25 protein-coding genes and 1 tRNA gene are annotated in these 24,112 nt (G+C 34.3%); 12 read left to right on the top strand and 14 right to left on the bottom strand.

All coding sequences use genetic code 11. The features are described 5' to 3' along the window. Positions 1 to 122 precede the first annotated feature (122 nt). The 6 genes from FEE42_RS04975 to FEE42_RS05000 form a co-directional block, all read right to left on the bottom strand. Entirely contained in the window at positions 123 to 1,322 is a 1,200-nt protein-coding gene (locus FEE42_RS04975) for a tyrosine-type recombinase/integrase (RefSeq protein WP_059365707.1), read from the bottom strand. A gap of 205 nt (positions 1,323 to 1,527) precedes the next feature. After that, positions 1,528 to 1,613: transfer RNA gene (locus FEE42_RS04980), tRNA-Leu, on the bottom strand. 23 nt (positions 1,614 to 1,636) lie between these two features. Continuing rightward, complete coding sequence (gene secG / locus FEE42_RS04985; protein WP_059365757.1) at positions 1,637 to 1,978, bottom strand: preprotein translocase subunit SecG; 342 nt, start codon at positions 1,976 to 1,978, stop codon at positions 1,637 to 1,639. 144 nt (positions 1,979 to 2,122) lie between these two features. After that, complete coding sequence (locus tag FEE42_RS04990; RefSeq protein WP_059365758.1) at positions 2,123 to 4,048, bottom strand: DNA topoisomerase III; 1,926 nt, start codon at positions 4,046 to 4,048, stop codon at positions 2,123 to 2,125. 8 nt (positions 4,049 to 4,056) lie between these two features. Then, a complete protein-coding gene (gene recR / locus FEE42_RS04995) occupies positions 4,057 to 4,659 on the bottom strand; it encodes a recombination mediator RecR (protein WP_059368803.1) in 603 nt (200 codons plus the stop codon). Positions 4,660 to 4,722: 63 nt separating this feature from the next. Next, a complete protein-coding gene (locus FEE42_RS05000; protein WP_005629464.1) occupies positions 4,723 to 5,052 on the bottom strand; it encodes a YbaB/EbfC family nucleoid-associated protein in 330 nt (109 codons plus the stop codon). A gap of 1,383 nt (positions 5,053 to 6,435) precedes the next feature. On the opposite strand from FEE42_RS05000, the gene FEE42_RS05005 reads away from it, so the two are divergent. From FEE42_RS05005 to FEE42_RS05025, 5 genes are read left to right on the top strand one after another with little or no spacing between them, the layout of a single operon-like run. Next, on the top strand, positions 6,436 to 7,665 hold the full coding sequence (locus tag FEE42_RS05005) for a DegT/DnrJ/EryC1/StrS aminotransferase family protein (protein ID WP_077474808.1): 1,230 nt from the start codon (positions 6,436 to 6,438) through the stop codon (positions 7,663 to 7,665). After that, positions 7,646 to 8,479, top strand: a complete 834-nt coding sequence (locus FEE42_RS05010) for an HAD-IIB family hydrolase (RefSeq protein WP_077474809.1) — start codon at positions 7,646 to 7,648, stop codon at positions 8,477 to 8,479. The genes FEE42_RS05005 and FEE42_RS05010 overlap by 20 nt, the downstream gene beginning before the upstream one ends. Then, positions 8,476 to 9,492, top strand: coding sequence for a Gfo/Idh/MocA family protein (locus FEE42_RS05015; RefSeq protein WP_077474810.1), 1,017 nt, complete (start codon positions 8,476 to 8,478; stop codon positions 9,490 to 9,492). The genes FEE42_RS05010 and FEE42_RS05015 overlap by 4 nt, the downstream gene beginning before the upstream one ends. A 6-nt stretch (positions 9,493 to 9,498) precedes the next feature. Next, positions 9,499 to 9,768 (top strand): SemiSWEET family sugar transporter, encoded by a 270-nt coding sequence (locus FEE42_RS05020; RefSeq protein ID WP_077474811.1) that lies wholly within the window; start codon positions 9,499 to 9,501, stop codon positions 9,766 to 9,768. Then, positions 9,765 to 11,303 carry an NAD(P)-binding domain-containing protein gene (locus tag FEE42_RS05025; RefSeq protein ID WP_077474812.1) on the top strand — a complete coding sequence of 513 codons (1,539 nt, stop codon included), beginning with the start codon at positions 9,765 to 9,767 and terminating at the stop codon, positions 11,301 to 11,303. Before FEE42_RS05020 ends, FEE42_RS05025 begins: the two co-directional genes overlap by 4 nt. Before the next feature lie 661 nt (positions 11,304 to 11,964). Here FEE42_RS05025 and FEE42_RS05030 read toward each other — a convergent pair. Beyond that, a complete protein-coding gene (locus FEE42_RS05030) occupies positions 11,965 to 12,852 on the bottom strand; it encodes a tyrosine-type recombinase/integrase (RefSeq protein ID WP_335341510.1) in 888 nt (295 codons plus the stop codon). Between the two features lie 19 nt (positions 12,853 to 12,871). Beyond that, the gene (gene mobH, locus FEE42_RS05035) at positions 12,872 to 14,848 is read right to left on the bottom strand and encodes a MobH family relaxase (protein ID WP_077477073.1); all 1,977 of its coding nucleotides are present in this window, start codon (positions 14,846 to 14,848) and stop codon (positions 12,872 to 12,874) included. Between the two features lie 199 nt (positions 14,849 to 15,047). Between mobH and FEE42_RS05040 the strand changes: the two genes are divergently transcribed. Together FEE42_RS05040 and FEE42_RS05045 are read left to right on the top strand one after the other, a co-directional pair. Then, the gene (locus FEE42_RS05040; protein WP_164027851.1) at positions 15,048 to 16,178 is read left to right on the top strand and encodes an AAA family ATPase; all 1,131 of its coding nucleotides are present in this window, start codon (positions 15,048 to 15,050) and stop codon (positions 16,176 to 16,178) included. Positions 16,179 to 16,186: 8 nt separating this feature from the next. Further along, a complete protein-coding gene (locus FEE42_RS05045) occupies positions 16,187 to 16,654 on the top strand; it encodes a type II toxin-antitoxin system VapC family toxin (RefSeq protein WP_164027852.1) in 468 nt (155 codons plus the stop codon). 106 nt (positions 16,655 to 16,760) lie between these two features. Here the strand turns inward: FEE42_RS05045 and FEE42_RS05050 are convergent, their stop codons facing one another. Both FEE42_RS05050 and FEE42_RS05055 read right to left on the bottom strand, forming a co-directional pair. Next, on the bottom strand, positions 16,761 to 17,471 hold the full coding sequence (locus FEE42_RS05050; protein WP_077587204.1) for an Abi family protein: 711 nt from the start codon (positions 17,469 to 17,471) through the stop codon (positions 16,761 to 16,763). A 219-nt stretch (positions 17,472 to 17,690) separates the two neighbouring features. Further along, positions 17,691 to 17,966, bottom strand: a complete 276-nt coding sequence (locus FEE42_RS05055; RefSeq protein WP_077475887.1) for a hypothetical protein — start codon at positions 17,964 to 17,966, stop codon at positions 17,691 to 17,693. 155 nt (positions 17,967 to 18,121) lie between these two features. Between FEE42_RS05055 and rdgC the strand changes: the two genes are divergently transcribed. The 5 genes from rdgC to FEE42_RS05080 all read left to right on the top strand — a co-directional run bounded on the left by rdgC (position 18,122) and on the right by FEE42_RS05080 (position 20,885). Continuing rightward, positions 18,122 to 19,051, top strand: coding sequence for a recombination-associated protein RdgC (gene rdgC / locus FEE42_RS05060; RefSeq protein ID WP_077475889.1), 930 nt, complete (start codon positions 18,122 to 18,124; stop codon positions 19,049 to 19,051). 399 nt (positions 19,052 to 19,450) lie between these two features. Beyond that, on the top strand, positions 19,451 to 19,609 hold the full coding sequence (locus FEE42_RS05065; protein ID WP_157888072.1) for a hypothetical protein: 159 nt from the start codon (positions 19,451 to 19,453) through the stop codon (positions 19,607 to 19,609). A gap of 54 nt (positions 19,610 to 19,663) precedes the next feature. Continuing rightward, complete coding sequence (locus FEE42_RS05070; protein ID WP_164027853.1) at positions 19,664 to 20,023, top strand: hypothetical protein; 360 nt, start codon at positions 19,664 to 19,666, stop codon at positions 20,021 to 20,023. Positions 20,024 to 20,106: 83 nt separating this feature from the next. Continuing rightward, the gene (locus FEE42_RS05075; protein WP_164027854.1) at positions 20,107 to 20,457 is read left to right on the top strand and encodes a hypothetical protein; all 351 of its coding nucleotides are present in this window, start codon (positions 20,107 to 20,109) and stop codon (positions 20,455 to 20,457) included. Positions 20,458 to 20,498: 41 nt separating this feature from the next. Next, on the top strand, positions 20,499 to 20,885 hold the full coding sequence (locus FEE42_RS05080) for a hypothetical protein (protein WP_077476038.1): 387 nt from the start codon (positions 20,499 to 20,501) through the stop codon (positions 20,883 to 20,885). A 121-nt stretch (positions 20,886 to 21,006) separates the two neighbouring features. On the opposite strand, the gene FEE42_RS05085 is transcribed toward FEE42_RS05080, so the two are convergent. The 4 genes from FEE42_RS05085 to FEE42_RS05100 form a co-directional block, all read right to left on the bottom strand. Then, the gene (locus tag FEE42_RS05085) at positions 21,007 to 21,774 is read right to left on the bottom strand and encodes an N-6 DNA methylase (protein WP_237184481.1); all 768 of its coding nucleotides are present in this window, start codon (positions 21,772 to 21,774) and stop codon (positions 21,007 to 21,009) included. Between the two features lie 67 nt (positions 21,775 to 21,841). Beyond that, the gene (locus FEE42_RS05090; RefSeq protein WP_077476040.1) at positions 21,842 to 22,576 is read right to left on the bottom strand and encodes a hypothetical protein; all 735 of its coding nucleotides are present in this window, start codon (positions 22,574 to 22,576) and stop codon (positions 21,842 to 21,844) included. A 112-nt stretch (positions 22,577 to 22,688) separates the two neighbouring features. After that, a complete protein-coding gene (locus FEE42_RS05095; RefSeq protein ID WP_077476042.1) occupies positions 22,689 to 23,627 on the bottom strand; it encodes an ArdC family protein in 939 nt (312 codons plus the stop codon). Between the two features lie 130 nt (positions 23,628 to 23,757). Beyond that, positions 23,758 to 23,910, bottom strand: a complete 153-nt coding sequence (locus FEE42_RS05100; protein WP_164027393.1) for a hypothetical protein — start codon at positions 23,908 to 23,910, stop codon at positions 23,758 to 23,760. Positions 23,911 to 24,112: the final 202 nt, after the last annotated feature.

The following is a 24,112-nucleotide window of genomic DNA, read 5'->3' on the forward strand; positions in this document are numbered from 1 at the left end:
TAAAAGTGTGCATACCTTGTGAACTCAGTCATCACTGCTTAACTATATGATAAATAAAATAAAAATAGTGAAAGTGAATAGGTAAACACCTTTTGGGGTATATTTTTTCACACGTTATACTTTTACTCTTTTTCACATTGTTCTACATAGTCGCCCCAAAGTTGCATTACTGCTTTTCTCTCTTCAAAATAATCTGATCGGTTGTATGCTTTTCTTACTTGATCTTTTATGCCATGAGATAAACAAGCCTCAATGACATCATAATTAATCAATTTCTCATTAAGGTAAGTGCTGGCAATAGATCGTAAACCGTGGGCGGTCAATTTATTTTTATAGCCTAAATCAACAAGTGCTTTATTTGCCGTTTGACTATTCATTGGTTTATCACGCGCCCTGACACTTTGAAAAACATATTGAGCATTACTTGTAAATTCATACATAATTGCCAACACTTCAAGAGATTGTCTTGATAAAGGTACTCTATGTGCCTTTCTTGTTTTCATTTTTTCAGGCGGGATCAACCACTCTTTTTTATCTAAATCTATTTCCGCCCATTCTGCATTACTGGTTTCAGCCGGACGGGTCATTGTCAATAATTGAAAACGAAGTAAACAACGGGTAAATAATGATAATTTTGAGTGTTGAATTTTACGCAGTAGTGCCGGCAATTCTTCTGGACTGATTGTGGGATTATTCTCATTTTTGCCAAAATTAAATACCGCATTGACATTTAGGCAAGGATTAAACGGCAGTAAACCATAATTAACGGCATAGTTTAAAATCTCATTAATCAACCGAATAATGCGTTTTAATGTATCGCCTTTGCCTTGTTTATTTAACGGTTCTAACATTTCAATCACAACATTAGGAAGAATGTCAGCAACGAGCATATTCCCTAAAATTGGGAAAACATAAGTTTCTAATCTGCGCCAGTTCTTTTTTAATGTTAGCGGCTCAATCTCGGTGGCTTTTTTTTCTTTCCATTTTTCAGCGATTGAATAGAACTGGTTTTCTAACTTTTTCTCTTCTGCTTGTTCCTGCAGTTTTTTCTGTGCTTGCGGATCGATTCCTTGCGCTAAAAGAGTGCGATATTCTCCACGCTTAAGACGGGCATCAGCGAGAGAAACTTCAGGATACCTCCCTATTTTTAAATTAGTGCGTTTTTTAGTGGCTGGTGAAACATAATTAAACAACCAAATTTTACTTCCTGACGGTTTTATCCTTAAGTTAAGCCCTTCCCCATCAGAGAGATTATATTCCGTTTCTTTAGGCTTAGATTTTTCTATTTTGGTATTGTTTAAAGGTAGGACAGCCCTTGCCATATCTAGCACCTCATCAGTTTTAGTAACACAGTTTTGCGGCATGGTAACACAATTTTAAACTGTGTTACTATCTGTGTTACTAAAATCAGCGGTCAAAGGCGAATAAAGGCGATAAGCTAAGAAAGGTAAAATAGCGATAAACCCTTGTGGTTACTGGCATTAAAAAAGCCTTTCGAGTGATTACGAAAGGCTTTGAAAAGTATTTTGGTGCTCTGGGCGAGACTTGAACTCGCACGACCTACGGTCACTACCCCCTCAAGATAGCGTGTCTACCAATTCCACCACCAGAGCGTTAAATTTTTTATCTGTTTTAATTATTGCGGGATATCGTTATTTTTATTTTCCACTGCAGGAACAGATTGTTGTTGCTGAACTTGTTCCGCTGTTTTTGATAAATCATCAAACGCACCTTTCTCTACATTACTACGATGAGAATTTAAATTTCCTAATACAAGTGCGATAACGAAAAATGCTGTTGCTAGGATAGCACTGGTACGGGTTAAAAAGTTACCAGCCCCCGCCGAACCAAACATTGTACCCGATGCACCGCCGCCAAAGGAAGCACCAGCATTTGCCCCTTTGCCTTGTTGAACGAGAATAAACCCGATCAAAGCAATTGCAACAACAACATAAATAAATAAAAGAACTTGATACATTTTTCCACTCTAAATTGCGGGTTACGCAAAAACTGGGGCGAATAATATAAACATTTCACCTTTTTGGCAAGTTATTTTTCCTATTTCTAATTTAATTGGCTCAAGTTTAAGCAATAGATTTCGCCATATAGAATCCATTTATTTTTAACCGCTCTTTTTTCGTGATTTTACTACTGTCTTTGGCATTTGATTGATCTTACTCAACTGCCGCAATCCATTAAGATCAACAAATCGCACCAAGTCCGGCAGCATCCGCTCCAGATCAGACATAAATTGTTGATAAGTGGCTTGTTTTTGGCTAATGTCGGTGAGTTGAGCCTCCCAATGTGCGGTCATATCCGGTTGAGTGGCTATATCCGGTAATGCGCCAATTAGAATCCGTCCCGTTTCCGTACTGTGAATATTTCGTCCTTTTTTCATTAAAAAGCCTCGTTGAAAAAGTAACTCAATAATCCCTGCTCGGGTTGCTTCCGTACCTAATCCATCAGTGGCACGCAGAATTTTTTTCAACTCTTTATCTTGCACAAAACGCGCAATTCCCGTCATGGCTGAAAGCAACGTTGCATCAGTAAAAGGTTTTGGCGGTTGCGTTTTTTTACTCAGGATTTCACCCCGTTCACAATGCAAAATCTGCCCTTTTTTCACAATCGGTAACAACGGCTCTTGGTTTTCCGTTTCATCTTCTTTACCGAGCAATTCTTTCCAACCTGCTTTTTGTAAATTTCGGGCTTGAGCAATAAATGTGCCGCCGGCAATGTTCAACGTTATTTTGCTTTTACGATATTCCGCATCAGGGCAAAATTGCATTAAATATTGACGAGCAATTAAGCCATAAATATTGCGTTCATCATCACTCAGTTTTACCACACGATTTTTAACGGTAGGAATAATCGCGTGGTGAGCCTCTACTTTTTTATCATTCCAACTACGATTACGCAGATTGACATCCACTACATTTGGCAAAGTTTGAAACGCCTCACAATGAACGGAAACAGCATTTAACACATTGTGCCGCTCGGCAAAATGCTCTTCTGGCAAATAGCGACTGTCAGAACGTGGATAAGTAATCAAACGATGAGTTTCATACAAGCGCTGACAGGTATCTAATACCGTTTGTGCTGACATACCGAATCGTTTTGCTGCATCAATCTGTAAAGCTGATAACGAATAAGGTAGAGGCGCAGCCTCTTTTTCCCGTACATCTTTATAATCCGTAACTTCAGCAGGCTGATCCGTAATGCGTTTTACGACATTTTCCGCCAAACCTTTAGAAAGTACACGCCCATCTTCATCTTGATAATCTTCACATGCCTTGCTCGGCTGCCATAATGCGCTAAAAAGTGCGGTCGATTTTTCCTGTGTTTTTTCAGTTTTGCCTTCAGGATTGATCCAAGCCAATACTTCGTAAAAATCTTTCGGCTGAAAATGCTCAATTTCAAGATCTCGGCGTACGATCAACCCTAATACGGGCGTCTGCACCCGTCCGACAGAAAGTACGCCTTTATACCCGACTTGCTGTCCTCGAATAGTGTAAGCCCGCGTCATATTAATACCATAAAGCCAATCGGCACGAGAACGAGCCAAAGCGGAGGTGGCAAGAGGAATAAAATTACGGTTCGGTTGTAATTTTTTAACGGCTTTTTCTACCGCACTTGGATTCAGATCGCTGATTAAACAACGTTGGATATTATTACGTTTTTCCGAACCTAAATTAACATAGCTAAATATCTCATCCACTAAAAGCTGCCCTTCTCGATCCGGGTCACCTGCATTGATCAGCTCATCTGCCAGATGAATAAGTTTTTCTACGATGGATAGCTGCTTCTTCACCGATTTTTTAGGCAACAGTTTCCACTTTTCAGGAATGATAGGTAAATGTTCTAAACGCCATTTTTGAAATTTGGGATCATAGACATCGGGTTCGGCTTGTTCTAATAAATGCCCAATACACCAGGTTACGACATCATTATCGCCACATTTAATAAAGCCATCGCCCCGCTGATGAGGCTTTGGCAATACATCGGCAATGGCTCGGGCCAAACTCGGTTTTTCGGCGATAAACAAACGCATAATGAAAACTAATCGATTTGGCGTCGTCCCAAAAAGGAATGAGTAAGTGTTGTACCGTCCACGGTTTCAAGCTCACCGCCTACCGGAATACCATGAGCAATGCGGCTCACCTTGATATTATGCAGATGACAAATTTCCGCAATATAATTTGCCGTAGCATCACCCTCTACGGTCGGATTGGTGGCAAGAATGACCTCATGAAACGATTCTTCCGCTAAACGTTTTTGTAATAAATCCAAACCGATTTCACGAGGACCAATGCCGTCAAGTGGAGATAAATGCCCCATCAATACAAAATAACGACCGGAAAATTGCCCTGTTTGTTCAATGGCTTGAATATCCGCCGGCATTTCCACCACACACAATAATCCTGAATTTTGACGACGCGGATTATTGCAAATATTACACACTTCTTCTTCCGTGAAATCACGACATTGTGAACAATGTCCAATTTTAGACATCGCTTCCGTTAGCGCACGAGCCAAATTCATTCCTCCACTACGATTGCGTTGCAGAAGATGATATGCCATACGCAGTGCCGATTTAGGGCCAACCCCCGGCAAACAACGAAGATTTTCAATGAGATGTTCTAAAAGCGGACTACTTTGCATAATGATAAATGATAAGGAAAGGTGAAATGGTATGTGAATAATGATATTCACATACCCTATGAATTAAAACGGAAACTTCATTCCTGGCGGTAATGGCATACCTGCGGTTACTGATGCCATTTTTTCTTTCTGCAATTCTTCCGCACGACGAACAGCATCATTAAATGCAGCGGCAATTAAATCCTCCAACATTTCCTTATCATCTTCCATTAAAGAAGGGTCAATATCAATGCGACGACAGTTATGCGCACCATTAATTGTGATTTTCACTAATCCTGCGCCCGATTCGCCGGTCACTTCAAGTTGTGCAATTTCTTCCTGCATTTTCTGCATTTTTTCTTGCATTTGTTGAGCTTGTTTCATCAAACCGCCCAAACCGCCTTTTCCAAACATGATGTTATCCTTTTAAGTCAAAAAATTAGGCGCATTCTAGCGAAAAAATTCGTCTTTGGGAACATGTTGTCTTATTTTCAATAAGCTAGGATAGTCGTTATACCCTATTTGGTAGTCACCCAGTGCAAAACGCCCTAGAAAATGACCAGTACTTTTACCTACATCTACCAGCCCCAAACAGTTACAAGCCGCTGCCACAATGTATTGACTATATTGATGAATATAGGTAACTAAATCAAACTAGAGATAAACTACTTCTACTACGACCAAATCAGTATACCACAGGACATAGCCGACAGTCAGAGCAAACAGATTTGAGCATGATGCTTGGAGATACCTCATTTACGACAGTAAATGTAAGACAAAAATCTCAACGCATCAAGCGTACCGATTACTATAATCAGTAAGTCTACTAACGGGGTTTTATAACAACATCCTGTGGTATTGGATGGTTTATGCACAAAACTCTATTTAGATTGGTTGTTGGAAAGTATTTATATCAGTTTGAGGGGACAGTACAAAAGAATATCGATCCTTCATGACTTAAAGAGGCAATGAATCTTACCGTTTTAAACATCAGTAATCTCGCATGATAAACGGAGAACTTTTGTAATGAGCTTCGCGGTTCAACCTTTGAAGAGTATTAACAATATAAAATTAGACGCTACCTAACTATCAGTGGCAAACTAAGTAGTAAATTTCTGGTATAAAAAGGAACTTGATGATACTATATTCTTGATTTTGTGGATATCTCAAATGGTGCCCGAAGCCAGACTTGAACTGGCACGCCTCGAAAGGCGAGGGATTTTAAATCCTTTATGCTATTTTCTTAAAAAATACCGCACAGACTCATCATCAAATTTGCACGATGAAAATAAAAAAGATCGATTAGCAGTAAAACAACACTACTAACAGATCCAATTCTACACTTTTTATACTGCTTGTAAAGCCTTTATTCTAGTATACCAAATCTACTGTGTATAACTCCATTACTTACAACATCATCAAAACTTATTTGAGTTTTTGACATTCATAAGGCATTTTCTCATCAAATTAATAGCTGAATGAAACTACATATAATTATAAAACATTCCCTATAATCAAATAATTTTTTATTTAAATCGATATAAATGAACGACTGATAAAACTCTATCTTATTCGTTTATATGAATACATTATTACGCTATTCAAACCTAGTGTTTTGTCTTGACTACTAACTTCCTATTTTTAAACATAGAATCGATTTTCATAATGCGTTTGTAAAAAAAGTGTGAAATAAATCACATTTTTGCAACATTTAAATTGACTATTAGGAAAACTTAGATACCCTATTCTAGGTATTTAAAAAATATCCATTTGCCACTTAATTTGAGGGGGATAACCATGAAAGATGTATCCGAGATCAATAAAACTCTTTTCTCTTTTTCTTCAGAAGAAGAATTAATTAAAGAAAATCAAGATATTATATTTAATATAAATAAAGAAAGTGAATACGATTTTTCAGACAAGGTTTCTTTTCTACCACTTTCTAGATTAAATTCTTTACAAGAAAGAAAGGATTGTTCCGATATTATTTCTCAAGTTATTAATACAGGTAACTTCACTAGTGGACCATTTATTAATGAAATAGAGAAATTTCTTAGAAATTTTTATTATGCTGATTCTTGTATCGCTACAAGCAGTGGCACAGATGCTATTAAGATAGCATTAAAAGCTTTGGGAATAACCCATGGTGATGAGGTTATCCTTCCGCTTAATTCTTTTGCTGCTACAGAAAATGCGGTTATGGCTATAGGTGCAACCCCAGTTTTTGCTAATATTGACTCCTCCTATAATATGATTCCTGATGAAATTAATCGATTAGTTACTTGTAAAACTAAAGCTGTGCTCCCTGTATGCCTATATGGTTCAACCTACCATTTACATGAAATATATAAAGTTTCTAAAGAATCAAGTTTGCCCATTGTTATTGATGCGGCACAATGTTTCGGTATAAAAGACATTATAAATTACGGTGATTTCATAGCTCTTAGTTTCAATCCTTTTAAAAATATAGGTACTTTTGGAAAATCTGGAGCTATTATTACCCGTAATTCTGAGTTATCTAAATTAGCACGTCAATATTCCTATCATGGTTTTCTTGAAGGTAAGAAAAATATTAAAGCTCAAAATTGGGGATTTAATAGCCGAATGGATAACTTACAAGCTGCAACTCTGCAATGTAAATTTAAACATTTTGAAAAAAATGCAATGAAACGCTGTTTACTCGCAGCTAGATACATTTTTTTACTAGAGGAGCTTAAGGATAAAGTACTTCCTCCTAAAGAATTAATAAGCAATACTTGGCACCTTTTCCCTATCTTGCTTAAAGAACAAAATAGAGAATCGTTAATCCAATTTGCTCAATCCAAGAATGTAGAATTGGATATTTATTACCCTGTTCTATCCCATCTTGGAAAGCATCCGTTTTCTGAAAATTACTTTAATAAGGAACAGTTTAGTCTATCTGAGGATATCCATTCAAAACTAGTGCATATCCCTCTCCATAATCATATGTCAATTGAAGAACAAAATATTGTAATTGAGGTGCTATATGACTTTATCCAAAAGTAATTTACCATTAGAGTTTCCACAACCAACTAAAATCAATACGTTAGTTTGTTGCGATTTAGATGAAACATATATTCCATATTCAATAGAAAATAAGAAGAACGGTGGTATAAAAGATTTAGAAAAATTTATGCTTGAAAAAGGGCATAAGAAAGGAATTTTTATTGGCTGGATAACAGGTACAAATCTCAGCTCAGCTTTAAGAAAAGCAAATAATTATATTTCATATAGCCCACACTTTTTATGTTGTAGCCTAGGCACAGAGTTTTATTGGATTAAAAATGGGAAATTAATACCATCAGAGTCTTGGAAAGATAGAATTATTAAATCAGGTTTTTCTCACGAAAATGTTAATATTATTTTAGAAAAAATTTCTAAAAAAGGAGTCTTACTTCAAAAACAACCTGATGATTATCAAGGCCCATACAAAATTAGTTTCTATTATTATATTCAAAAAGGAATGGAAGATGATTTTAATTGGATAAGAGATCTTGCAGAAAAATATCATATTCGAGTTGTTTTTACAAAATGCAATCCCGCAGCAGGAGATCCAGAGGACTGCTACGATGTTGAATTTATTCCTACTTGTTGTGGAAAAGATCAAGCTATTTTGTTTTTAAAAGACGAATTAAGTCTAGCTAAGGAGAATATATTAGCATTTGGTGATAGTGCAAATGATTTCCCTATGTTTGCAAATTCAGGTAAGGGCTATTTGGTTTCTAATGCAGACAAAGTGGCCATTGATACTTATGGCAGCAGTCTTAATCGCCCTTATTGTTATGGTATTCTTGATATTCTTAAGGAGCTTGGCAAATGATTATAGGTATTATTGGATGTGGAGGAATAGCTCATGCCCATGTATTAGCAATTTCTCAAATAAAACAAATTAAGGGGCTAGCCTTTTATGATATAAATAGAAATAATATGCTTAACCTAAAGAAAATAGCGACTTTACCTGTTACATTATGTGAAAATATCGAACAACTAGCTAAGGCTAGTAATGCTTTTGTAATTTGCACTCCCAATAATCTACATTTTTCTCTTGCAAAGGAGGTTTTACATTACAATAGAATTCCACTACTTTGTGAGAAACCTTTATCAACTAACTTTGAGTTAGCCAGTAAATTAGTAGAGATCTCTCCTCCCAAAAGTATTGTTTCTTTTAATTATAGATATAATCGTATTGTTAAAAAAATTTTGTTCTTAAAAGATTCAAAAAAGTTAGGTAAATTAGTATTTTTTTCTGCTGATTTTAATAAAAATTCTGCTTTAACACGCAACTATCTTACTTGGAGAGATTCGGAGCAACAAAATAAAAGTAGTGGGGCTTTAGGAGATCTTTCATGTCATCTCATAGATTTATTTCATATCTTTAGTGAAAGCAAAACTGATATTAATCAGTTGAAAGTAGTCAAAGGAACCAGGGTTAAAACTAAGGAAGGGGGATATGTGGAGGTAGATGATAATGGATATATATTTGGTTCCTCCGTTAATAATGCTTTTTTTCGACTCCATGCAAGTAAATCGGAAACAGTAGACTCTCTAGGTCTGCATCTTAATTTAATTTTTGAAAAAGGCGAGATAAGATATTCTACTCGTAATATAAATACAATCTATCTATTTAAATTTGATAAGAAAGAAGTTGTAGAGATTTTATTAAGTGAAAAAAGAATAATCTCAGATCCTCCAAAAGAACTACCTTTTTGGGCCGATTCATTCATATACCTATACCGTGATTGGTGTCAACTATTAAAGAATTCAGAATGTAGTAAACTAGTTCCTAAAATTACGGAAGGGCTATATATACAAAAAATAATTGAAGAGTTTTGATTATCTATGGATACGACACTATTAGTTGGGCTACTTGCTGCTTTTTTTACAACATTCGCATTTGCTCCACAAAGTATAAAAACCTTGAAAACTCGTAATACCGAGGGTATTTCAATAACTATGTATATAATGTTCTTAACTGGTGTTATATCTTGGGTTGTTTATGGATTTTTAAGGTCAGATATTGCAGTACTTATAGCAAATGTCATAACATTCTTTCTAGCTGCCCCTGTGTTATTAATTACTTTGATAAATTACAAGAGAGGTAAAAAATGAAATTGGCTATTATTGGTGCTGGTCCCGCAGGTATAATTTCAGCTTATAATGCTGCACAAAATAATATTGAGGTAGTTTTATTTGAGAAACTAGCAAATGTAGGAGGGATATGGAATCCTGATAGTGGAGGAGCCTACTATCACACAAAAATGCAAAATTCTAAGTATACTTTTTACTTTTCTGAGATCCCTAGTGAAAGTAAAAATAATTTTTTAAGTGTTAAAGATGTTCATAGCTATTTATCAAATATACCTTTAGGTAAAAATAAAAACATAGCAATTAGGTTAAACACAAGTATAAATAATTTGAAAAAAACTCCAGAGGGCTGGTTATTAACACTTCAATGTGGAACACATATCACAACTGAAATTTTTGATAAAGTTATAGTAACAATAGGAGAACTTTGGAATCCAAGAAAGTTTTCAGTTCCGGGAATAGAAAATTTTTCAGGTAATTTACTTACTTCCCTTGATTATCAATCTCCAATAGATTTCAAAGATCAAAATGTTCTAGTTATTGGAGGTGGTGTCAGTGGGGCAGATATAGCATCCGATTTAGTTCCCTACGCAAATTCAGTAACTTTATCCATAAAAAAACTTGGTTTATTTTTGCCTAGAGAATATCCTAATGGTCCTAATGATTTAATGCATTCTTATCTTGGACGATATTTATTAAATAACCTCTCATTTAATGATTTTCTTAATTATTTGGATAAATTATTACCTGATTATATGCAGATATATCGTCAGTCAGGAGTACTTCCTATCAATGCTAATAATAATGCAGTACATGTTAACGAAAAAATCATTCCTCATATAGCATCAAAGAATATAGGTATTAAACCTGTTATTAACAAAGTTTTAGAAAATGGAAGTATAGAATTTTCAGATTTTTCTTATATGAAATATGATACAATTATATCCTGCATGGGATATGAAATGCCAAATTATTCGTTTATTGAAGGATTTAATAGAGATGAACTATTTGAGCATTTTTTCTGGTTTAAGGATCCATCTTTAGCGATACTAAATCCTCCAGTTGATACAAATGGTTTTGGAGCTGCATTCCCATATTTCGATGTAATTAGTCGGTGGATTATTAATGTATTTTCTGGAAAAACAAAACTACCGCCATCAGAAACAATGAATGAATGGTGTAAAGAAAATATGTCCTCACTCCATGTGAAACGCTTCTACGATAGCTGGCTTGAAACCATCAGGATTGGATTAGAATCAAACGTTATTCCAGATCCTAAAACTGATTTTAAAGCCTATTGGAATATCATAACAAGTGTCATGCGGCCAGAATATTTATTACAACCACCTACAAATATTGATAAAGGTATAATGGATAATTTTTTTAACTTTGAACATGTAAAAATAAGAATACTTGGAGGTTTTAATAAGGATATCCTAGATTTCTTACTTAAGAAAGGTGATATTAATATAAAAGAATATGAATCAGCTTTACACGTAACAACGGAATATGTGATTGATCCCAAATTACTTTACGACCAAAAATATATTTTGGAATAAGTAACAAAATTTACCAGTTACGAATATAGCCTATTACGCATAATAAAGCGTTTTTATATTATAGGTTGTTGATCTTTTGTATATAACTTCCTAGTTTCACCATATAGAAAGGTAAATGCTAGTGAAGTATAACCGTATATCATACCGAGTCGAAATGACTCGGTATTGTTTTAAAAATGAATTTTCAATCAAATATTACAGTGATAAAAATACCAATCCAACCATCGTTTCCTCTTTTGAACCTCTCTTTCCTAGTATAAGAATACAATCTTTTTATAGTTTAAAATTAACTCTCACAAGGTTTAGCAATAGCACCCTCGATCAGAAATAACAATCCGCACATGAAACATGCGATTTTTAGGCTACCCTATAAGAAATGTCTCATACTTCACATCCCCTCAAAGGGCATGTGAATACTGACATGCGCATAGTTTTATATGCCAAACATTGTCTAGCTATAACAATAGTAGCATCGAGCAATTATGAAACTAAAGTCGATAGGATTTTCATAGTATCTACTGCAAAATGGTTTTTGAACGATGATGTCAGCAGTTTTAGGAAGTTTGATACTACAAATTAATGAAGAAGATCCGTCAGAAGTAAAAAACACTACTGACGGATCCAATCCTACACTTTTTATACTGCTTGCAAAGCCTTTATTCTAATACACCGAATCTAATGCAGAACGAAGATCTTCTGGGTCTTCTTCAATATAACTCATCGTCACTTTCAAATCTGAATGCCCTAATATTCGTTTTACATCGTAAATACTCGTTTTATTTTTTATCAGTTTTGTTGCCAAAGTATGTCTAAAACGATGAGGGGATACTTTACAACTAATCTCTTTAGATAATACATAAAAAATATGAGATAGCTGATGATTACTCATCATTTCACCTTGGCGATAATTGGTCGTTGAAAACCGATTTACATTAAAAAATTGAGCATCTTCATCATCCCCTATTCTTCTTAACTCCTCAGCAATCTTCTGAAAGTCATTAAAAAGTATCTGCGGAATAGGAATTTCGTGATATTTGTGATTTTTGTTTATGTGTGATGGAATACAAATCATCTTTCTTGATAAATTGATATCCTTGATTCTCAACTTTACAAGCTGAGCACGTCGAATCCCTGTGTATTTTAATACATTAATCAAACATAAAATAAACCACTTAGGTCTTAAGCGAGAAGGTAGATTTTCTTCACTTTTAAAAAGCAAATCTATTTTCCTAAAGATAGTTTCATCCAAGACTTTTCGAGAAGTATTACCTTCTCTTACCATCATTTTTTTAAATGGGTTATCCTTATTTTTTATAAAATTTTGCTCAATTGCAAAATTATAAAGGCTTTTCAAATGTCGACAATAATTATTCCATGTAACCGGCTTAATTCTAAACAAAACCTCAGCTCTCCAATGGACTATATCTGCTTTTGTTAGAGCTTGAGGTGATTTATCAGGATAAAACTTTAATAGCTGATTGACGACTTTTTGATAGGCTTTCTCTGTATCGGGCCTTAATTCACGAAATAAAAAAATTGAGTTAATAATTCATCAAAATTTGAAACTGTCATTGAATATTTCCTTTTAGTTTTAACCAGTGATTATTGAATACCGGTTTATTTCCGACAAAGAGTTTTACATCTTCAATAAGATATCCACTCAATAAAGATGTTTTTTTCTGCCCAACTACATCACAAGACCAGATGTTCCAAGAGTCTCCATCAGCATAGAAGCGTTTATGGATACCTAAATCTTGAAATTCTTTTTGTAGGAATTCCCAATCCTCTTGCTTATCACTCCCCAACTTCTCTCGTGTATATAACTGAAATATAGCCGGTGTAACCATAAACAAGTGGTTTTCCACAAAATGCAATTTTGCATCAGGTTTATTAATGTGAATGGACTTAGCTATAATACCCTCTTTTACCCATTTGATAAATTTTTCAGTTGTTAATAAGTCGCCACTGTCTATTACCTTGTTCTTAATTTTTACTTCTGAAATAGGACTTTTTTTACTTTTTGGCTTTTGCTCACTCCCTACGCTACTTATTTCCTCTTTCAACAATGTTATACCCTGCTCTGTTTCAGATAATTGTTCTTCTGCTGTTTCAATACTTATATTATCGGATTCATGGGAAGATAACGTCACTGATGAACTATTTTCACCCAGTGTGGGAAATAAGTCTAAGTAAGAGCCAAATGGATCAGATTCTGATTCAGGTTTTATATTGTTATCATTTGTGCCAGTATTTAATGTAATATCTGGTGTGATATTAATATCACTCAACAAAAACTCATTACTGGTTTCATCATGATTTTTACTCAATATTTCAGTTGTCTCATTAATTCCTAATGAAACATCTTGTATTTTATTGTTACCTTCTTTATCCGTTACTGTGACAAGTCCATCAAATAAAGGTGGGCGACTATCAATGCCTTCCCATATAACATTGGGAGATATCTTGAGTAATGTAAATGGAGCAGATGGCTGCCATCCACTGTTAGAGGCAATTTTTCCATACCATATCGCTGTATTTTCAGGCGTTGCTTCAATTAATTTATGTGCCTGTAATTCATCAAATACACGGCTATTTTGAGCCGGAACAGAGATACCTTGTTGCATTAAATAAGCTCTGACTTTATCCGTTGTACTTTTGCTTAACACCCATAGCCCTTCATTGGTTAGCCATCCTTCCCCGCCACCTTTAGGCGCATTAAGTTTCATATTGCTGATAACTTCTTTCAATGCGATATGCAACTGTTTCGCAAAAGAAACCGGTGCTTTTTCACCAATTTTTTGAATATCCCCACCAAGTGCCATTGTCACGCTAATTTGATCTGCTTTTTGAATAATATCTGCTAAAACACCGGCTTTATCTAAATGTCCACTAATAAAGTACATTAATGTGGAAAAAGCTACCGGAAATTCAGCTAACCAATTCAATGCTTCTTGCGGAATAAATTGCTGTGCAAATACCCCCCCTATGACAGGGTGAAGTGTATAATCTCGGGATTTAATATAACGGAAACGATATGGGCTATCTATTTTCCCTTGCCAAGGAAACCAACGTCTTTGATCTTCTAAAATAACTTCGACATCGACCGCTGTTTTCCCTAGGTCATGTAATAATGCTGCATAAATGACAACAGCAGTCCATACATCTCTTTGTTTAGCTTGTTCTTCGGGAGGAGAGTTTGGCGGTAGAACATAATTTTGTCTTAATTTTGCAGCAATAGACAATACCTCCAATCCATGATCAAGCATCCCCCCATTATGGGCATGATGATGACTTTCTGACGCAGGAAGTAATTGAACAATTTCGGCATACCGCTCTATTGGCTTACGATAAAGCGTATCAAACATTTTGGGAGTCATGGATACATTCTGCCAAATATCAGTTAAATACCGTTCTCTTAGAGGTGTATTAAGTAGTTCTGAAGCAGATAATGGCTTGTTCCACCCTTTAGAAATAGATGTGTTTTTCTCAGTCTGTGTTTTTTGAGGTGGCGTTATACGCAATGCGGTGATGAGCTTTTTGAGCATTTTTGATGATAGCCTGTTAATATTTTGCCTATTACAACAAGAACGCAATAATGAGGTAAAGCAGAAAGTTAATGCAATTTCATTTTGATTTTTTTATACTAATCTAAAGGCTTTACAAGCAATAATATAGTGTATCCCTATTGGGAAAATTACCTTTAATAAACCAAAATCTAGCTTATAGATAAAGACAGAGGTTAATATGAGCAACCTAAAAGTAAATAAAATTCCTTCAACCTATGAGTTTTGGGGAGTAAAAGGAATTGAACGATTATCTATTAATCTTGACCCAAATAGTAAAATAAATGTTTTTATTGGTAATAATGGGGTTGGTAAAACAAAAGCATTAGAATGCTTATATCAATCCTTATTATTTTCAAATGACCAATACTTTCTTAAAGATAGTGTTCTTTTTCATGAAATAAAACCAAAACTAGTATTTGAAAAAGCAAAAATTGATAATCTTTCCTTTTGGAAAGATGAGCCTCATAAAAAAAATTTCTATAATGAATTTTCCCAAATCAAGAAGATTGTATCCTTTCCTATTATCTATATTCCAGCACAAGAAAGAGGATATATTAATGATAAAAACATTGAAAGTATAAAACCCTTGGGAAAATATCAAGAAAGAAAAAGAGAGTATTTTGAAAATATATATAAAAACATGAATAATCCTAATAATACTTCTATTACAGAATGGTTTATTCAACGAGCCATGTCTACTAATGAATACCAAACTGGAATTGATAATAGAGAGATTGAGCTACTATCCGTTCTTAATATTTTAAATAAAATTGATGAACGCATTAGTAACGATAAAAGATCTTTTTCCATACCGGGTGGAAACTCTGTTGAATTTACGATAGATGGTCAAAAAAGAAATTTAAAAGAACTCAGCACCGGGTTTACCTCCTTAATTAGAATCGTACAATCCATAGTATCAGGTTATTCATTTTTCACAAATTCAACTGATATTGAAAATGAAATGGGCGTTGTGTTAATTGATGAAATTGAAAGCCATTTACATATTAGTTGGCAAACAAGGATATTGCCTATACTTAATAAAATCTTCCCTAATACCGTCTTTATTGTTGCTACGCATTCGTCATTAGTGCTATCTCAATTATATAACGGAAAAGCATATCAATTAGTTAATGAAAATGGCATTGTTAAAAATAAAGAAATTTCCAACCCAAGTAATGAGGCATTTGTTGATTTACTCTCTACTGCATTTAACGTCAATTTGAATAAAATTAAACTAGATAACATTCAATCCGAACATTCTGAAAAACAGCAAAATAATTTATTTAATATTCTAGAAATAACTAATTAGGTAGGAATATGAAGAAAATTTTATTAGATACCAATAAAATCATCAATATTCTAAAAGGTAATCATGAAGATATTATATGGTTTAAACAACAATATGAACTTGATAAGGTTATTTTCTTTACAACGCCATTAATTCGACATGAGGTGTTGCGACATTATACCAAGCCAGATAAGTTAGAATATGAAAAAGCAGAAAATTTTTTATCTAGATTAGAAATTATTAACATTGATAAAGCGATTACAGATATAGCGACTGATATTTTTAGATATGAGAAAACACAATATCCGGAGCGTTATCAACCAAAACCTGATGGAACAGAAAAACGTTTAGATAAATATAATTTTGATACTATGTATGTTTCTACGGCGAAATGTTTTAAGTTAGATATATCATCAAATGATAGGGATATATCTAGAATTTTGTCACTATATGACAAGATGATGTCTGATAAGGAAGAAGAAAAAAAGGCTCTTTAGCCTTTTAGCCCTTTTGCCTTTTCGGGTAAGCCCGTTTCCCCTGGAAACGGATTTACCCTTGAAAATTTCCCCTTGGCCCGATAGGGCCTCCCTTGGCTTTTTCCTTTTAATAGGCTATCTCATCCTCAAATTTTTTTAGTAATGCATTTACTCGTTCTATTTCTTTTGCCAATTTATAGACATTCGCATCCAAATACTTGAGAACAAATAGCATCTTTATATAAATAACTCTTAGATTAGATTTAAAAATAGGTTCATGATGACAAATTCTATTTCTTAAGTCATTCACCTCATCATTAATTTTAATTAGTTTTTGTGTTAATTTGTTATAATCTTCTCTAGTTAGTGTCCTATTTATTGAAAACAAATCTCTATTAAAATTATATAAACGAGGGTAAAGTGGATTCCCTGATGCATCTACACTTCCTAAATAATTGAAATGTTTATTCAATACTTCGGTCCAAAAAGCAAAGTTTAATCTAGACACGATCATTGGAGCAGTAATAGAAGAACCTAATTCATTCAATTTACCTCTAAAGAATGGGCTTAATCGTCGCTTAAAGTGGTTATCATTGATTGAATCTTGAAACTGACTATTTACAACAGCAAAGATTTTGTTTCTTAATGTAACTTCATACAAGTTTATTACTTCAAAAAGTGCTGACGAAATTTGAATATTCCACAAATATAATTTTAGTGCTTTCAAGCTAATATCTACTGGCAATAGATTTGGTTCAGAAGATCGAATATAATTTTGATAAACAGAAATCCGTTCTCTAGAAAAAGATGTGATAAAATGAGTAATACTTAGATCCATAATTTTTTAAGATAGTCATTGACAACTGCGTGATTCTATCATACTATTAACGGTGCTGGTGGGGTGCACAGATTAGGCTCTTGTCTTAATTTTCCCATCCTATATATTTAGTGACAAAGACCACCATTTTGGTGGTTTTTGTCATTTTACAAATCAATTAAAAACTTTCAGAGAGAACAAGTATCTTGACAATAGCTTTGTAAAAGAAATCACGCTATTTTACTCTTCATCCATTTCATTAAGACTATCATAATCACCATATTCAGCCTCTGATTCGGCTCCTGATAGCTGCGATTCTAGTACTTGCCGGCCTTCGTCTCCTAGAAACTGCCAATAGTTACAAATGAGTTCATTTTCCCCATATTTTTCCCAAATACCAGGGTAAAAATATTCTGCCTCAACATGACAAATCCCCCCTTCATGCGGATCACGAATATTTGCAATGAGACTAACCGGTATCAATAGAATGCTTAAAAAGAATATATGCAATTTCATTATCTCTACAATTTAAGAAATTTGCTTCAATTTAATGTTACTCATCGGCTCATCCAATTGAATAAAAAACTCTCTACAACTTCGAGATAATTTATCACTGCTATTTTTATACAAACCGCTATGATTCTGGTAAAAACAGAATATGAGGGCTGATTATGTTTTGGTTTAAAAATGCAATTATTTATCGTTTAACAAAATCTCTTAATTGGGATTTAACGCAATTACAAAATCAACTGAACGATTGTGCTTATGTTCCTTGTGGTACGCTAGATATGAGTAAATTTGGTTGGGTTTCACCGTTACGAGATTCAAATTTATTGTATTTTTCCGTAGGAAAGCAGATTTTATTGACGGCAAACAAAGAAGAAAAAATGTTACCGGCAAATGTAGTGAATCAAGAATTGGAGAAACGTATTAAAAGCCTGGAGCAAAAAGAAAATCGCAAACTGAAAAAAACTGAAAAGCAAGCTTTAAAAGACGATGTAGTGATGAATTTATTGCCTCGTGCATTCAGTAGAAACCAACATACTGCATTATGGATTGATACGGAAAATAACCTTATTTATGTGGATGCCACATCAAATAAACGTGCGGAAGATTCCTTGGCATTGCTGCGTAAATCGTTAGGTTCACTACCTGTTGTGCCGCTTGCTTTTACTAATGAACCAACCACTGTTTTAACAAATTGGATTACACAAAATAGCTTACCTGATTGGTTGACTATGTTGGATGAAGCAGAATTGCGTAGTAGTCAAGAAGACAGTGTCATTCGTTGTAAAAAGCAACCGCTTGAAGATGAGGAAATGCTCTCTCATTTCCAGAAAGGAAAAACCGTCACAAAACTCTCTTTAGATTGGGAAGACCACTTGAATTTTGTCATTCATGAAGATTGCACGCTTAAACGCTTAAGATTTGCCGATGTTGTATTAGAAAAAAATGAGGATATTTTGAAAGAGGATTTCGCTCAACGTTTTGATGCAGATTTTGTACTAATGACAGGAATTCTTTCCAAATTAACTCAATATTTATTGAATGAATTTGGCGGTGAAAAACTAAGAGAACAATCAATCACGGCTGCACAATGAAGAATTATTATCAGAAATTATTAGCAAGTTTGCTGACTTAAAACGTCAGACTAATGATATTAAGAGTTAAATAAGAGAATTTTGATATGTTTAGTTTTTTGGGTTCAATGTCTGATAGACAATTTAAACTAGGTTTTACATTTTTATTTCTCACTCTATTCCTTATGACCTTGTTCCTAGTATAAAATAGAAAAAACTATCCAATGCTATTCAACAGATGGAATGATTCAGTTTTCGGATGTAGCAAAAGGTTTAGTTGATGATAGTAGCTCATTATTATTTTATAAAAACATTAAAGGAGAAAAAATATCTATGAATAAAGAATTTTACGCAATCTGTAAGATTGTAAGCAAAGAATAGATCGATAAATTTTAGGTTTTCAAATGGAGTAAGTGATAAATGAGCAATGAAATTTTTCTTGATAGAAAATACAATGCTGTAAAAGTAAAAGTGGAACAATCCAGTGAAGACATTGAAAATTTTGAACAAATTATAGATGTAATAAATAATCTATCCTCAGCAGAGTTAGAAAGCGGAAAGTTGTCTACCGAAACATGATTAACTTTTGAATAAATTTTAAGTTTTGAAAATAGAAAAACAAGTGAGCGCATTATGACTACAAATATTATCATTCCTATATCAATAATTCTAATGCTTATTACTGCAATAATATTTAGCTTTACATCAAATAATAATTTCAATGAAATCATTGAATTAAGATTTGATAAATTTGATGAGACAAGCGGGCCTATTTATTGTCTTGATTATAAAAATCAAATATATCGCTTTTCAAAAAATGATATAAAGAATTTTAAAATTGAAACAATAACAAAAGAAAAAGTTTTTACTGGGACAAGCACAGTGCAAACTTTAAAAATAATTTTTTTTACTTTTATATTTAACAATGTTAAATTTAAAATTAAAGATTTTCCAGAAAGAAAAATGGTCATCTTTAATGAAAGAAATCGTTAAATATTGAACATATTTTTAATATTTGGTAATTTATTGTAAATGCAATTTCTTTTAAGTTTTGAACAAAGTGGAAAGATAAGAGTATGAATATCTTTGCAAAAGAATGTGATTGTTTATCAGAAAATGAAATGCCATTACTGGGTGATATACCATATTTTTATCAGAATGCTATTCAGAAGTGGGTTAAAACTGCAAGTATTGATGAAATCAAAGAATATCTAGTATTAAATGAATACGGTCGAGGAGCTTTTTATTATAAAGATGATTTTGATAAATTTTATTCATCAATACTTGAAAAATACAAAAATATTTTTAATATAGATATAAATAGTGTCAATTACGAAATTATACACGCTATCTGCTTAGCGGATTTTGCTAACGAGCGTAAAGGCTTATTAAAGGAATTGGGTTTTAATAGTGTTACGCAAAATTAAGAAATTAGTCTTGCTAGCTCTAATATATTTAGGAGTTTAGAATGAGCGTAAGAGAATTTTTCATACATTTATTAGGTGGGATAACTAAAGAAGAATTAAATAAGGGACTAGATACAGATAGAGGTGTATGTAAAGAATGGGACGAATATAGAGAAGATATAAACAAATATATAATATCGTTAACTGATCTTGATTCATATTTCCTTGAAAAAAATGAATATCTAAAAGCTCATATGCAAAGTAGGAACTACTACTATTCTAAATTATATAAACTTCGATATGGCAAATCGTATTTTGATTTTCAACCAATAGAAGAAAGTGAATTTGGATTTAGGAATTCTTTGGGACATTATCTCCGAAAATCATTTTGTGGAGAACCATTTGAAGTGATAAATATGTTAGATCTATTTACAGTACTAAGAAAATAAGGATATTAATCGTTAGACCTTGAATTCATAGAGGAGAATAACAAAGAGATACTGAAGTCGCAGCGACTTTTATTCCTACTAAAGGTAAGTAAATGCACCTACCGTAAGGTAGGCACATTTATCAGTAAAATACAGGTTCACTTTCCCAATCAATTTCAAATGGCAATTCTTCTACTGGTTCAGATTCAATTTTTTGAATTTCTGGTTCAGTCTCTAAATCTGCACATGCTAATTTACTGTCCCAGTTCCCCCAGAGATGAGCTGTTGTATATAAATGGTGATGCACCTCATTTTTTAAGGTATCCCCAATTATCACTTCACCCGGTATATGTAGAAGAGTCATCTGAATATAACACATCATTGCCGCGGTAAAATCCAAATCTCGAGCTTGTACCCACATCTGTTGCTGAGGATTAAATGCTTCCTGGCGTAAATAATTATATGCTTCAATAATCATCACACCGGAGCCGCAGGTCGGCTCTTGCAATCGGATAAATCCACGTCGTTGAATTAACTCATGACAATTGGATAATGTCATTGCGGCCATCGCTTGCGCAACATAACTCGGTGTGAAATGCTGTGCTTTATATCTATCGCCGAGCTCTAAGCCCATAAACACCGAACCTAAAAAGTCATAGGTCTTGTTTTCAAGCGCTTCTACAACAATCACACTAAGCTCAACTAACTTTTGCTTTTCGTCATCTGTGTAGTGGCTTACAGCCGTCTGATAACGCTGTTTCAGCGTTTCATCCGCTGACTCACCATACAAAACCAGATAAAACTCAAGTCCCAAAATGGTGATGAAGTCGTAAAATACTTCAGAACGCCGGTAATGAGGTGCAATTGATTTAAAAAGTGCGGTAAATTTTTGTTCAAAATTCATATCCATAGATTGCTCCTTAAAATCAGGGAGCAATCCTTGAGGATAACTCCCCAAGGGATAAAATAATTAAAAGTTACTTTTCATCACCGTCGATATAATCAAATACATCGTAAGCGAAATTCCCAACTTCCGAATACTCACTAAAGTATTGGTACGAAAAAATCTTGTCTTTAAAATGTATTTTCCCGGCGTAAAATCCATTTATTGAAAAATACTCAAACACCCACTCTACATGAGGAAAACGTTGGCAAAGTAATTCAAACCAGACTTTGGGTTCTGAACAAGTCATGTCAAAGAAACAAATCACTTCCGTTCCCTCGTCATCAATCAGTCGAGTCTCAGCATTGAGATTGGTTCCCCAATGTTTTTCATGCCAATCGTGACCTGTCTCTTGACCGAATTGAATCAGGTTAGCAATATATTGCTGACCTAATTTCAAATCCAAACAGTGTTTGAATTCTCTCTCGTTATCTTCCATAAACCATTTAATCAGCTCCCCTATTGTTTTGATGTTGTGATGTTTAATCTCCATCAACAAGTGCGCAACATTTGCATCCTCATCATTAAAGTGAGCTTGAATAAATGACTCTCTGAGTGGTGTATCTTCCGGTAACATCAATAATATTTGTGCTCGAGTGGCATCATCCGTAAACGGTATACTGAGGGATTCAGGACATGCATTCAATGCATTAAAATCCACTTCTAGTTCACCTGTGCGGGAATGTTTTCCAAATAAAAAAGGTTTAATGGCATCAATTTCCGCTTCAGAACCGCGAACTGTTAATTTATTTTTACACCAATCAGGCATATTTACTCCTTGTTTGTATATAAGCAGGGAGCAAGCCTCATAGGGCATTTACTCCCTATGGGATGGAAAAAGTGCGGGCAAATTTGACCGCACTTTCAGAAAGTAAAAAGGATTAAGCAGCAAGACATTCTTCTTGATTGAATTTATCAACCAGATATTGCGTTGCTTCCCGTGCCTGTGATGAGGCTCGGAAAATCGCTTTTTTATCGGATTTTAATGCTTGAATCCAATGGTCAATATACGCCGCATTTTGCGAAATATTGTTGCAAACATTCATATGCGCACAAGTAAATGCGCTGGTCAGTTCGGCAATCAATTCCTCAAATGCATAGCGTTCAGAGCCAAATTTATCAAATCTGGCGACACCATCACGATCTAACCGATCTTTATGCCCGGTTGCGTGGCCACATTCGTGTAAAAGTGTGGCATAGTAGTCGTCAGCCGTATTGAATTTTTCAAAATCCGGCATCACGATACAATCACGCTTAGGAATATAACAGGCACGATCTTGCGCTTTGTTATATAACTGCATCCCCATTCTAGCCGGTAACACATCTAAATCTGGGCGCGAGATCATCTCCGATGAAGTTTCCGGTTCAGAAATTTCTTCATGGTATTTTTCTAACCCATCACATTGCTCAATATTGAAAAGATGATGACCGCGAATAGATACCAATGATTTCGTTTTCGGTTCACCATTTTTGTCGAAAACGATGTTTCCATCATTATCTTTCTCTTCAAACTGTTTTTTTTTGTAAAAGATGATGACTGTGCTTTTCTCACCTGCGCGAACTTGTCCGCCTAAGTGATTAGCACCTTGAAATGTGACCCATTTACGTTGTTTGAACCCTTTTTGAAGGGAGCTCATCCAAAGTAAAAGCACGTTGATGCCGGAATATAAGCGACCGCTTTCACCATTGCATGGAATCACCATTGATGGAAAACCGTTATCCCAGGGTCTTTGCCAAGGCATCATACCTTGTTCTAGGGCTTCCACAATCTGGTCAGTGATTTGTTGGTATAAATCTTTTGGTTGAATTTGTTTTTTCATGGCTGTTCTCCAAAATAAAGGGAACAGCCTCCCGATGGGAAGTGTTCCCATCAGGGTAAAATTTGCCGAACTTAAAAAAGTGCGGTCAAAATCCATTATGAATAAAAGTTAATAGTGTAGATGATGAGGGCTATTGAATAAATTCAATTTGCACGATCTTGTCTTGGTTATCGAAACCGACTATCGAACCGACGGCATAATAGGATCGAATGTCGTTTTCAGTGCTATTTATTCGAGTGATAACATAATTACCACTTTCAAATGTGATTTTAACAGTGTGCATCATGTGCTCCTAATAAATGGGAACACGCCCTCCGGGAACGCATTCCCGTAAGGGTTAATGAAAAAAGCCTTAACCCCTCAAATAGAGAGCAAAGGCTTTAGTAAAAGTACGGAATTAAATCAATGATGATTTAATGTCTGCTGAATACCGCAAAAGTAGCATGTTTTTTGCCCTATTTGGAACAAATCAAGGATAAAACATC

It is taken from the genome of Rodentibacter caecimuris (assembly GCF_010587025.1).
Lineage (GTDB): Bacteria > Pseudomonadota > Gammaproteobacteria > Enterobacterales > Pasteurellaceae > Rodentibacter > Rodentibacter caecimuris.

Bases quoted from the DNA above. Each gene is read 5' to 3' on its own strand.
- FEE42_RS05055 (WP_077475887.1), bottom strand. From the start codon at position 17,966: ATGAAATTGCATATATTCTTTTTAAGCATTCTATTGATACCGGTTAGT.
- FEE42_RS05075 (WP_164027854.1), top strand. From the start codon at position 20,107: ATGAATATCTTTGCAAAAGAATGTGATTGTTTATCAGAAAATGAAATG.
- FEE42_RS05070 (WP_164027853.1), top strand. From the start codon at position 19,664: ATGACTACAAATATTATCATTCCTATATCAATAATTCTAATGCTTATT.
- recR (WP_059368803.1), bottom strand. From the start codon at position 4,659: ATGCAAAGTAGTCCGCTTTTAGAACATCTCATTGAAAATCTTCGTTGT.
- secG (WP_059365757.1), bottom strand. From the start codon at position 1,978: ATGTATCAAGTTCTTTTATTTATTTATGTTGTTGTTGCAATTGCTTTG.
- FEE42_RS05085 (WP_237184481.1), bottom strand. From the start codon at position 21,774: ATGGATATGAATTTTGAACAAAAATTTACCGCACTTTTTAAATCAATT.
- FEE42_RS05020 (WP_077474811.1), top strand. From the start codon at position 9,499: ATGGATACGACACTATTAGTTGGGCTACTTGCTGCTTTTTTTACAACA.
- FEE42_RS05045 (WP_164027852.1), top strand. From the start codon at position 16,187: ATGAAGAAAATTTTATTAGATACCAATAAAATCATCAATATTCTAAAA.
- FEE42_RS04975 (WP_059365707.1), bottom strand. From the start codon at position 1,322: ATGGCAAGGGCTGTCCTACCTTTAAACAATACCAAAATAGAAAAATCT.
- mobH (WP_077477073.1), bottom strand. From the start codon at position 14,848: ATGCTCAAAAAGCTCATCACCGCATTGCGTATAACGCCACCTCAAAAA.
- FEE42_RS05040 (WP_164027851.1), top strand. From the start codon at position 15,048: ATGAGCAACCTAAAAGTAAATAAAATTCCTTCAACCTATGAGTTTTGG.
- FEE42_RS05065 (WP_157888072.1), top strand. From the start codon at position 19,451: ATGAGCAATGAAATTTTTCTTGATAGAAAATACAATGCTGTAAAAGTA.
- FEE42_RS05100 (WP_164027393.1), bottom strand. From the start codon at position 23,910: ATGCACACTGTTAAAATCACATTTGAAAGTGGTAATTATGTTATCACT.
- FEE42_RS05095 (WP_077476042.1), bottom strand. From the start codon at position 23,627: ATGAAAAAACAAATTCAACCAAAAGATTTATACCAACAAATCACTGAC.
- FEE42_RS05025 (WP_077474812.1), top strand. From the start codon at position 9,765: ATGAAATTGGCTATTATTGGTGCTGGTCCCGCAGGTATAATTTCAGCT.
- FEE42_RS05080 (WP_077476038.1), top strand. From the start codon at position 20,499: ATGAGCGTAAGAGAATTTTTCATACATTTATTAGGTGGGATAACTAAA.
- FEE42_RS05015 (WP_077474810.1), top strand. From the start codon at position 8,476: ATGATTATAGGTATTATTGGATGTGGAGGAATAGCTCATGCCCATGTA.
- FEE42_RS05005 (WP_077474808.1), top strand. From the start codon at position 6,436: ATGAAAGATGTATCCGAGATCAATAAAACTCTTTTCTCTTTTTCTTCA.
- FEE42_RS04990 (WP_059365758.1), bottom strand. From the start codon at position 4,048: ATGCGTTTGTTTATCGCCGAAAAACCGAGTTTGGCCCGAGCCATTGCC.
- rdgC (WP_077475889.1), top strand. From the start codon at position 18,122: ATGTTTTGGTTTAAAAATGCAATTATTTATCGTTTAACAAAATCTCTT.
- FEE42_RS05000 (WP_005629464.1), bottom strand. From the start codon at position 5,052: ATGTTTGGAAAAGGCGGTTTGGGCGGTTTGATGAAACAAGCTCAACAA.
- FEE42_RS05050 (WP_077587204.1), bottom strand. From the start codon at position 17,471: ATGGATCTAAGTATTACTCATTTTATCACATCTTTTTCTAGAGAACGG.
- FEE42_RS05090 (WP_077476040.1), bottom strand. From the start codon at position 22,576: ATGCCTGATTGGTGTAAAAATAAATTAACAGTTCGCGGTTCTGAAGCG.
- FEE42_RS05010 (WP_077474809.1), top strand. From the start codon at position 7,646: ATGACTTTATCCAAAAGTAATTTACCATTAGAGTTTCCACAACCAACT.